Raw genomic sequence first — 9,938 nt, 5'->3', positions numbered from 1 at the left:
CGAATCCCACCACGGCGGCAGGGACGCGCACAGCCACGCCGCGGCCCGTCAGGCCAGCGAGGCCCGCTCGTCCAGGGCTTGCTCGCGTGAGCGGACGTGCATGGCAAGTCCGGTCGCCCCCGCCGCCTCCACGCCGATCAGCGTGGTCCCGGCAGGAGCGTCGGAGGCGGGAAGGGTAATCGCCGGCTCGGAGCTCTGCGTGGTGGTGCCGGCGGCATCGGTCTCGCGCGGCGCGGACTTCGCGTTCTTCTCCAGAACGATGCCCTCCTCGATGGGCGAGCCGTCCAGCGCCCAGTACTCGCCGAGGGTGAGGCGGCTCATGCCGTTGGGGGTGAGCGGGTCCACCTCCACCTTCAGCGTGCCGATCTTGAGCGCCTGACGGAAGGCGGACCAGGCCGGCTGCACCGGGTCGAAGGAGTCCTGCACCGCACCGCCGTTGCCGCACAGGATGTACGCGGTGCCGAGGTCCAGCTTGTTGGGGACGTCCGCGACGACCTGGTCGCCGGCGAGCACATGGCTGCGCTCGTAGTTGTGGTCGTGCCCCTGGAGCACCAGGTCCACCGAGTAGCGGGCGAACAGCTGGAGCCACGTCTCCCGTACGCCGGCGTCCGACCCGTGCCGGGAGGAGGAGCTGAACGCCGCCTGGTGCATCAGGACCACGATGAAGTCGACGCCCTTGTCCGCGTGCGCGGCGGCGAGCGCCTTCTCCACCCACATCCGCTGCCGCCCGCCCGTGTAACCGATGTTGTGCTTGATCTCGGTGTTGACGTCGTTGTTGTCGATGCTGATGAAGACGACGCTGCCGTAACGGAACGAGTAGAAGCAGTTCTCCAGCTCCTTGTAGCCGTTGCCCGGCAGGGCGAAGCGCGTCAGGTACGGGTCGTAGCCCCACTCGCCCCAGCTGTCCCCGGTCCCCAGCACATCGAGCTGGCTCTCGATCTCGTGGTTGCCGATGCAGGGCATCCACGGTGTGGACGTGGCCATGGGCTCGATCATGTCGAACCACTCGTCCCACAGCTTCTGGTCGCCGTTGGCGTAGGCCAGGTCGCCGACGATGACGTGGAACGCCGGGTTGAACGACTGCGCCAGCTTGGTGTTCATGCTCGGCTGGATCGGCTGCTGAGCCGTCGTCGCCAGGTCGGTCCCCTGGTCTCCGAACGCCGTGAACGTGAACTTCTCCCGGCCGCGCGGCCCGGTGGTGAAGGCGTACGCCGGGGTGACGGTCTTGTCCGCGTGTCCGATGCGGTAGCCGTAGTTGGTGCCCGGGACCAGCCGCGTGAGCCGCGCGTGGTGGAAGTAGCCGGGATAGCCGGGGTACTGCGCGGTCTGCGCGGCGACCCGGTCGCCGCCGAGCTGGACGAACGGGCTGCGCACCGGTCCGGGGGTCATCCAGCTGACCGTCATCTCGCGTGCCGCGTCACTGCCGAAGTTCACGTGGACCTGCGAGACGGGTGTCTCGGCGCCGTACGCCGGCTGGCGCCAGAACCAGGCGCCACCGGCGGCGGCCGCCCCCGCCGCGCCGACGATCGCGCTGCGGCGCAGGAAGTCACGGCGGGAGACATACGGACGGTGCGCGTGTGAGTGGCCCATGGGAGCGGAGGCTAGCGACGACAATTGAACTTGCAACAAATAAGGCATGGCTGATTCGTGATCGACGCTGGCGTGATTTCGATCGGGCGAGGGAGACGCCTCGACCTCGCCCGACCGCTCGCCCCGACATGCCCGGCCTCCGCCCTAAAACACCCCAAAGGTGGCACAACGACAGTCATTGCCCGAAGTCACTCTGCGTGATACACAGAGTGACGACCTGTGCACGACGACCGGATCCCGCCACACCTCGCAGGTCAGGGCGACCGGTTCGGTCAAACGTGCGGAGATCGGGTAAAGAGACCCTCGAAGTCGGCCTACGGGGGCGGTTTCATCAGGGAAGATAGAACCTGACCCGTGCCAAGGGGCGTGGGCGGCCAACAACCCAACAGGGGCGGTGAGTTACATGATCCTGGCAGCCGAAAAGGGCGACATCACCACCATCATCGGCGGTATCGCCCCGAACTGGGGGCCGTTCGGAAGCCTGGGGAACGAAGCTCGGGTGATGATCGAGGTCGTGATGGCCGTTGCCATCCTCCTCTGCCTCGGCATCGCGATCTGGGGCGCGGCCAAACAGCGCATCGGCGCGACAGCCCTGCGCGACACGTTCAGCGCCGAACAGGGCAAGGGCCTGATCGTCGCCGGCCTCACCGGCGTCTTCATCATCGGCTCGCTGGGAACCCTGTTCACCATCGTGTACGGGATGGCCGTCTAGCCGCCCACCCGTCCCCTCCGGGCTCGCCCGGCCCACCTCCGAGGTTGCGTCTCCCCGATGGACCCGAAGTTCCTGAAGACACGTCACCACCCCGCGACCGCGGGGCATGCAGCACGTCCACGACCGGTTGAGGGGGCCTGCGCCAGATGAGCCTCGGCGACGAGCACGGCGACCGCACGAACGACGGTTTCGGCGGCTCGGGGCAGACCCGCACCCGCCTCCCGGGCACGAGCGAGGACGTCTACGGCGGTGCCCGCCGCCCCGTGCGCACCTCGCGCTCGCTGATCGGGGTGGTGGGCGTGGTGGTGCTGCTGATCGCGGCGATCGCCTTCGCCAACCAGGGCGGCGGGGCGGAGGGCACGTCGGCCGACACCGGCAAGTCCCCCGACAGCCGCCCGACGGCGGCGACGGGGGTGCGCCCGGTGAAGGGCAAGGCGGGCGGCATCCCGACGGGCTACGCGCAGGACGAGCAGGGGGCGCAGAGCGCGGCGGCGAATTACGCGGTGGCGCTGGGGTCTGACGGCATGTTCAACAAGGAACGCCGCCAAGCGATCGTCGCGGCTCTCGCAGACGACAGCACGCGCGCCAGTCTTCAGTCCGGTTTCGACGCGGACTACTCCACCGACTTCCTCGCTCAGATCGGTCTGAACGCCGACGGCACCGCTCCTTCTGGCTCAACGTTCGTCAACCGGACGCTCCCTGCCGGGACGAAGGTGCTGAAATACGCGGGAGGTACCGCGGATATCGACGTGTGGTGCATGGGTCTGTTCGGCCTGACCGGAGAGAAGTCGACCAAGCCGGTGACCAGCGGCTGGTTCACGGTGAGCATCAAGCTGAAGTGGAACGGCTCGGACTGGAAGGTCCTGGAAACCAGCCAGAGGACGGGGCCGACGCCCGTGACCGGTGACAACCCCATCTCAGGCTCCGACGAAATCGCTGACGCGGTGAACGGATTCGGAGGGTTCACGTATGCCCGATAGCCCTCGCTACCGCCCGCAAAAGCTGCTGGCCATCGTTGCAGCCGTGCAAACGGCCGCGATCCTCTTCGCAACCAGAGCGGCGGCCGCGCCGACACCCGCGCCAAGCCCCACGGACAACCCGTGCGGACTCATCGCGGGCCCCGCCCGCGACTACTGCGAAGACGGTGACGCCCCCGGCGTCGGAAGGTCATCCGTCGGCAACGACCCCACCACCGCCCTCGACCCCCTCTCCTCCCTCGCCCGGGGCTGCGCCGACGCCGCCGTCAGCCTGCTCGACTACCTCTCCGGCGCCGTCAAGGAGACCGCCGAGGTCGACTTCACCAACTCCGCCTTCCTCGCCCGCTACGCCATCGTCTTCGCCGCCGCCACCGTCCTCACGCTCATCCTGTGGCTGCTCGCCGTCGCCAAGCGCGCCATCCGCGGCGTACCGCTCACCACCGCGATCTCCGAGGCCGTCGGCTTCCTCTGGCTGACCGTCCTCGCCTCCGCGTTCACGCCGCTGATCCTCTACACCGTCGTCACCGCCACCGACGCCGTCACCGAGGTCATCGCCTCCGGGACCAGTCAGCAGACCGACGTGTTCTTCGGCAGCTTCAAGGAGGCCCTCCAGAAGGGTGACAGCATCAGCGGCGGCCCGATCATGCTGATCATCGTCGCGCTGGTCACCGTCCTCGCCGCCGGCGTCCTCTACCTCGAGCTGTTCATCCGCGCCGTGCTCCTCTACGTCGGCGCCCTCCTCGGCGTCGTCGTCTACGCCGGGCTCGTCGACAAGAACATGTGGGGCCACGTCCGCCGCTGGGCCGGGATCATGATCGCCATCATCCTGGTCAAGCCCGTCATCGTCATCGTGCTCGGACTCGCCGGGGCGCTCTCCTCGGGCGAGGGGCCGGACTCCTTCTCCGCCGTCGTGTCGGGGCTCTCGATCATCCTGCTCGCGATCTTCGCCTCCGCCATGATCTACCGCTTCGTGCCCGGCTTCGGCGACGAGATCGCCAACTCCCGCAACAACCGCATCCAGAACGCCGCCGAGGGCAAGGCCGCCGCCGTCATCAGCTCGCCGGCCGCCCTCGTCTCACAGGGCATCAAGACCCACAGCTCCCGCGGCAACCAGAACCCCGGCGGCGACAGCGGAAGCACGCCCCGCCCCGCCAACCCCGTCAGCGGCGGCGTCGCCGCCCACGGCAGCCGTACGGGCCAGGCAGCCGCGCCCTCGCCCCGTAGCAGCACCCCGACCGGCGGCACCCCGCACAGCAACCGCAACAGCACAGGAGGTGGCAGGCGTTGACGACCCAGTCCCCCATCATCGCGCCCCGCCGCACGTACCTCATCGGCCGCGCCCGGCCGAACGCGATCGTCGGCAAGAACCGCGAGACCGGCGAGATCGCGCTGATCATCGCCGGCGCGTTCCTCGGCATGATGAGCGGGCTGCTGGTCCCCGTCCTGTCCTTGCGGATCGTGCTGCTCATGGGCTTCCCGATGCTCGCGCTCGCCGCCGTGTACGTGCCCTGCAAGGGCCGCACCTTCTACAAATGGTTCGAGATCAACCGCAGCTACAAGCGCACCCTGCGCCAGGGCACCACCTACCGCTCCGGAGCCGTCGAGGCCGGCACCCGGATCGACGGGCGGGAGATCGAGGTCGGCCCGCCGCCGGGCATCGGGCGGATCAACTGGCTCGCCGCCCCCTTCGGCCCGGACGAGATCGCCGTCCTGCTGCACGCCGACCGGCGCACCGTCACCGCGGCCATCGAGATCGAGGGCCCCGGCGTCGGCCTGCGCGACAGCGAGGACCAGGAGGCACTGGTCGACCGGTTCGGCACGCTGCTCAAGCACGTCGCCAACGGTGACGGCTTCGTGACGCGCCTTCAGATGCTCGCCCGTACCCTGCCCGCCGACCCCGACGCGCACGCCAAGGACGTCGCCCAGCGCGGGGACGAGAAGGCGCCGGCCTGGCTCCAGGAGTCGTACGACCAGCTCCAGTCCATGGTGTCCACCTCCAGCGAGCAGCACCGTGCCTACCTCGTCGCCTGCATGCACTACTCGCGCGAACTGGCCGCCGAGGCGCACGCCATGGCCCGCGCCGCCAAGCACGCGACCGGCACCAAGCGGCTCGACAAGGACGCCGGTCTCGCCGTCGTCATGGCCCGTGAACTGACCGACATCTGCGCCCGGCTGGCCGAGGCGGACATCCGCGTACGGCAGCCCCTCGGCCAGGCCCGCCTCGCCTCGCTCGTGCACTCCATGTACGACCCGGACCACCCCATCGACCACATCCAGGCGATGACGAAACGAAACGCCTGGCCGGCCGAGCTCGACGCCGTCGAGCCCACCTACCTCCAGGCCAAGACCCGCGAGTCCGCCACCCGCTCCCCCTGGTGCCACTCCACCGCGTGGGTCAAGGAGTGGCCGATGACCCCGGTCGGCGTGAACTTCCTCGCGCCGCTGCTCGTCCACACTCCCGACGTGATCCGTACGGTCGCGGTCACGATGGACCTGGAGCCCACCGAGGTCGCCATCGAGCGCATGCTCACCGAGAAGACCAACGACGAGGCGGACGCCAGCCGTGCCGCCAAGATGAACCGGACCGTCGACCCGCGCGACATCGCCGCGCACGGACGGCTCGACCAGCGGGGTGAAGATCTCGCGAGCGGTGCGGCGGGGGTCAACCTCGTCGGGTACATCACTGTGTCGTCGCGTTCGCCCGAGGCCCTGGCCCGGGACAAGCGCACGATCAGGGCCTCTGCCGGCAAGTCGTATCTGAAGCTGGAGTGGTGCGACCGCGAGCACCACAGGGCCTTTGTGAACACCCTTCCGTTCGCGACCGGCATCCGCCGATAGGGGCCGCCCGTCATGCGTGATCCGCTGTCCGTCCTCACGGATGCCTTCACCTCCTTCCTCTTCGGGAAGGTGGAGACCACCCGCCTGCCCGTCCGCACCTCGACCGGGCAGGCGCAGGCCGTCTACCTGCCGACGGCCGCACCTGGCCTCGGCGACTCGGGCGTGATCATCGGCCGCGAGGTCTACAGCGGCAAGGGCTACATCTACGACCCCTTCCAGCTGTACGGGCAGCAGCTCCCCGCCCCGCACTGGTTGGTGCTCGGCGAGTCCGGCAACGGCAAGTCGGCGCTGGAGAAGACGTATGTCCTGCGGCAGTTGCGCTTCCGCGACCGCCAGGTCGTCGTCCTCGACGCGCAGGGCGAGGACGGCGTCGGCGAGTGGAACCTGATCGCGCAGGAGCTGGGGATAACTCCCATCCGGCTGGACCCGATGACGGCACTCGACGGCGGCATCCGCCTCAACCCGCTCGACCCGGCGATCACCAGCACCGGCCAGCTCGCCCTGCTGCGGACCATCATCGAGGTCGCGATGGGCCACGGCCTCGACGAGCGCAGCGGCTTCGCGCTCAAGGTGGCCCACGCGTACGTCAACGAGACGATCACCGACCGGCAGCCCGTCCTCATGGACATCGTGGAGCAGCTGCGCCACCCCGAGCCGGCGTCCGCCGAGGCGATGAACGTCGCCCTCGACGATGTACGCGCCTGGGGCCTGGACGTCGCCCTCGTCCTCGACCGGCTCGTGGACGGCGACCTGCGCGGCATGTTCGACGGGCCGACGACGGTCGGCATCGACCTGGACGCGCCCCTCATCGTGTTCGACCTGTCCCACATCGACCGCAACTCGATCGCGATGCCGATCCTGATGGCGATCGTCGGCGTGTGGCTGGAGCACACCTGGATCCGGCCCGACCGAAAGAAGCGCATCTTCCTGGTGGAGGAGGCGTGGCACATCATCAACAGCCCGTTCGTCGCGCAGCTCTTCCAGCGGCTACTGAAGTTCGGGCGGCGGCTCGGCCTGTCGTTCGTGGCGGTCGTCCACCATCTGTCCGACGTGGTGGACGGCGCGGCGGCGCGGGAGGCCGCGGCCATCCTGAAGATGGCCTCGACACGGACGATCTACGCCCAGAAGGCCGACGAGGCGCGGGCCACCGGGCGCGTGCTCGGCCTGCCGCGCTGGGCCGTCGAGATCATCCCGACGCTCACCCCCGGCATCGCCGTATGGGACGTCAACGGCAACGTCCAGGTGGTCAAACACCTGGTGACCGAGGCAGAACGGCCACTCGTCTTCACCGACCGCGCGATGACGGAGTCCTCGCGGCCCGCGGTGCCGGAGCACGTCCAGGCCGCGGAGTGGGAGGCGGAGCAGCGGGCGGCGCTGATCGAGCGGCAACAGCAGATGGACGAGTCCTCAGAGTCGACGGTGGCGTGAGATGGAGCAGGGGCGCCAGGGACGGGGCCGGGGCGGGGAGCGCGAAGGCGGCATCCCCGACGGCCTGTTGGTCGGGCTGCTGGGCTTCCTGCTCGGGCTGACGCTGTTGGTGTGGACGGCGACGGGCTTGGCGGGCCTGTTCGCGCACGGCGCCTGGCCGACGGGCGTGACGTTCACCAGTACGCCCCTGGCGATGCGGTCGCTCGGCTCGGCCCCGCACGACCTGCCGGCCGCCTGGCCGCAGACCCCGCCCGCCGAGCTCTCCGGCTACGGGCTGTTCTGGGGCCTGGCCATCGGCGAACTGATGGTGCTGGTGGTGCTGACCGTGTTCACGCTGGGCACGGTGGCGCGCTGGCGTGCGGTCCGCGCGAGGTCCCGCGCCGAGAGGCACGCGGGCGGGCGGACGTCGCAGGAGTCGCGCGCCCGGGCCGAGACGGCATCGCCGGTAGCCGAGCAAACCGCCCCGACTCCGGCGACGGTATCGCCCGAGACCCCAGCCCCACCGGTACCCGAGCAGACCGCCCCGGCCGTGGCGACGGCATCGTCCGCCGCCCCGGTGACACCGGTGTCCGAGCAGGCGGCACCCGGTCCGGGCCCCGCCGACCCGGCGGCGACGGCGGCTCCCGGACCGGCTCCGTACCCGCACACGACCGCGAGCCCGCCCACCCCGGTGGCCCCCGCCCCCTATCCGCCGACCGGCGTCGCGTCCGCCGTCCCCGGCCCGCGCGGCACGAACTCCCGCGTCCTGTACGGCGATCCGGTCACGCGTCGGCCGTCCACCGTCCAGGCGCTCCTCGACGCCGAGGGACCCGTCCTCGTCGTCACCTCCGATGCCTCCGTGTGGGCCGAGACGAAGGGCGCCCGCGCCAAGCTCGGTCCCGTCCTCGTCTACGACCCCGGGCACCTGTGCGACACCCCGGCCCGGCTCCACTGGTCGCCCACCGTCGGCTGCGAGGACGAACGGACCGCGGCCGCCCGCGCCACCGCCCTCCTCGCCCCCGTGCGCCCCCGTGCCCTGATCGACGCCGCCATGGCCGACACAGCCGAAACGCTCCTGCGCTGCTGGCTGCATGCCGCCGCCGTGGACGGCCGCCCGTTCCGCCAGGTCCACCGCTGGGCCCAGGGCACCGGGGCCCACGAGCCGGTACGCATCCTCCGTACGCACCCCAAGGCCGCCGCCGGCCTCGCCGGACTCCTGGAGTCGGCGCTCACCGCGTATCCGGAACGCCGGGACATCGCCCAGCAGTTGACCGGCCGAGCCCTCGCGGCGCTGTCCTCGGTCCACATCCGTGAGGCATGCACCCCGAACCGAACCGATTCGCTCGCCTTGGAATCTTTCGTGAGCGAAGCGGGCACCCTTTATGTGGTGGGTGAACCGATCGAGGATCCGCGCTCCCACCCGGGTGCGATGCCACTGCTCACGGCACTCGCCTCAGACGTGGTCGAGCACGGCCGCCGCATGGCCGCACGGTCATCCGACGGTCGGCTCGACCCACCACTGACTCTCGTCCTCGACGACGTCGCCGCCGTCGCACCGCTGCCCGTGCTCCCGGAGCTCCTCGCCACCGGTCAGGACCAGGGCCTGCCGACGCTCGTCCTGCTGCGCTCCGCCGAACAGGCCCGCGCCCGCTGGACGGCCCCCCTGCCCTCCCGCTGAGGCCCTATGCCCTCGCGCGCCTGACCTCGTACTCGCGCGCCATTTCGTCGCCGGGGATGGGGGACGGGTCGGCGCTCGGGACGAAGCCGGCCCGCCGGTAGAGCGCCTCCGCCCGTGCGTTGCCCGCGTGGAAGATCAGCCGCACCCGCTCCACCTGCGGCGACTCCAGCGCCCACGACCACTCCAGCGCAGTCCGGAACAGCTCGTCCGCGAGCCCGCTGCCCCGCGCCTCGGGCCGTACGAAGACGGCCACCACATGCGTCTGTTCCACCGACGCCGGCTTACCCACCCTTACCTCGGTCCCTGGCCGCTCCACCAGCAGCGACAGAGTGCCGTGCCAGCTCCCGTCCGGGGCCTCGCCGACGAACTGCACCACCTCGCGGCCGGCCGCTGCGGACGCCGTTCGCTCCTGCCAGAAGGAGTCCGGCCGCGCGACGGCGTCCTCGTACTTCTCCAGAAAGGCTATCGAAGCCAACGGGTCCTGCAGGGCGGCGAGCCGCAGCTCGCGGGCCTTGGCCCATTCCTCGGCGCGCACGGGCCGGATGACGTAGTCCATGCCTCGATACTGGCCAACGCCGCTGCGCCCCGGCAACGAGATTTCGGCCTTCGGAACGCAGGAAAGCCCCGGAACGGTGTTCCGGGGCTTTCCCACAATGATTGTTCGGCGGCGTCCTACTCTCCCACAGGGTCCCCCCTGCAGTACCATCGGCGCTGAAAGGCTTAGCTTCCGGGTTCG

8 protein-coding genes and 1 rRNA gene are annotated in these 9,938 nt (G+C 70.3%); 6 read left to right on the top strand and 3 right to left on the bottom strand.

Features of this window, described 5'->3' with window-relative positions; translation table 11 throughout:
- Positions 1-48: 48 nt before the first annotated feature.
- Positions 49-1,590 (bottom strand): purple acid phosphatase family protein, encoded by a 1,542-nt coding sequence (locus tag ACLB9X_RS13515; RefSeq protein ID WP_410360564.1) that lies wholly within the window; start codon positions 1,588-1,590, stop codon positions 49-51.
- 403 nt (positions 1,591-1,993) lie between these two features.
- On the opposite strand from ACLB9X_RS13515, the gene ACLB9X_RS13510 reads away from it, so the two are divergent.
- From ACLB9X_RS13510 to ACLB9X_RS13485, 6 genes are all read left to right on the top strand, one after another.
- Positions 1,994-2,302, top strand: coding sequence for a hypothetical protein (locus ACLB9X_RS13510; protein ID WP_142217964.1), 309 nt, complete (start codon positions 1,994-1,996; stop codon positions 2,300-2,302).
- 146 nt (positions 2,303-2,448) lie between these two features.
- The gene (locus ACLB9X_RS13505) at positions 2,449-3,282 is read left to right on the top strand and encodes a hypothetical protein (RefSeq protein WP_410360563.1); all 834 of its coding nucleotides are present in this window, start codon (positions 2,449-2,451) and stop codon (positions 3,280-3,282) included.
- Positions 3,272-4,567 carry a hypothetical protein gene (locus ACLB9X_RS13500; protein WP_410360562.1) on the top strand — a complete coding sequence of 432 codons (1,296 nt, stop codon included), beginning with the start codon at positions 3,272-3,274 and terminating at the stop codon, positions 4,565-4,567. Before ACLB9X_RS13505 ends, ACLB9X_RS13500 begins: the two co-directional genes overlap by 11 nt.
- Positions 4,564-6,117, top strand: coding sequence for an SCO6880 family protein (locus ACLB9X_RS13495; protein ID WP_410360561.1), 1,554 nt, complete (start codon positions 4,564-4,566; stop codon positions 6,115-6,117). Before ACLB9X_RS13500 ends, ACLB9X_RS13495 begins: the two co-directional genes overlap by 4 nt.
- Before the next feature lie 12 nt (positions 6,118-6,129).
- A complete protein-coding gene (locus ACLB9X_RS13490; protein ID WP_410360560.1) occupies positions 6,130-7,545 on the top strand; it encodes an ATP-binding protein in 1,416 nt (471 codons plus the stop codon).
- Position 7,546: 1 nt separating this feature from the next.
- Entirely contained in the window at positions 7,547-9,202 is a 1,656-nt protein-coding gene (locus ACLB9X_RS13485; protein WP_410360559.1) for a type VI secretion protein, read from the top strand.
- 4 nt (positions 9,203-9,206) lie between these two features.
- Here ACLB9X_RS13485 and ACLB9X_RS13480 read toward each other — a convergent pair whose 3' ends face one another.
- Both ACLB9X_RS13480 and rrf read right to left on the bottom strand, forming a co-directional pair.
- Positions 9,207-9,758 carry a GNAT family N-acetyltransferase gene (locus tag ACLB9X_RS13480; protein WP_410360558.1) on the bottom strand — a complete coding sequence of 184 codons (552 nt, stop codon included), beginning with the start codon at positions 9,756-9,758 and terminating at the stop codon, positions 9,207-9,209.
- A 103-nt stretch (positions 9,759-9,861) separates the two neighbouring features.
- Positions 9,862-9,938, bottom strand: a 5S ribosomal RNA gene (rrf, locus tag ACLB9X_RS13475); the annotation flags it as partial.

It is taken from the genome of Streptomyces sp. 5K101, assembly GCF_046506645.1.
Classification (GTDB): Bacteria; Actinomycetota; Actinomycetes; order Streptomycetales; family Streptomycetaceae; genus Streptomyces.
The sequence above is the reverse complement of the archived record's forward strand: the minus strand, read 5'-3'. Positions and strand labels throughout refer to the sequence as shown.

Excerpts from the sequence above, each read along its gene's own strand:
- ACLB9X_RS13515 (WP_410360564.1), bottom strand. The coding sequence starts at position 1,590 with ATGGGCCACTCACACGCGCACCGTCCGTATGTCTCCCGCCGTGACTTC.
- ACLB9X_RS13510 (WP_142217964.1), top strand. The coding sequence starts at position 1,994 with ATGATCCTGGCAGCCGAAAAGGGCGACATCACCACCATCATCGGCGGT.
- ACLB9X_RS13505 (WP_410360563.1), top strand. The coding sequence starts at position 2,449 with ATGAGCCTCGGCGACGAGCACGGCGACCGCACGAACGACGGTTTCGGC.
- ACLB9X_RS13500 (WP_410360562.1), top strand. The coding sequence starts at position 3,272 with ATGCCCGATAGCCCTCGCTACCGCCCGCAAAAGCTGCTGGCCATCGTT.
- ACLB9X_RS13490 (WP_410360560.1), top strand. The coding sequence starts at position 6,130 with ATGCGTGATCCGCTGTCCGTCCTCACGGATGCCTTCACCTCCTTCCTC.
- ACLB9X_RS13485 (WP_410360559.1), top strand. The coding sequence starts at position 7,547 with ATGGAGCAGGGGCGCCAGGGACGGGGCCGGGGCGGGGAGCGCGAAGGC.
- ACLB9X_RS13480 (WP_410360558.1), bottom strand. The coding sequence starts at position 9,758 with ATGGACTACGTCATCCGGCCCGTGCGCGCCGAGGAATGGGCCAAGGCC.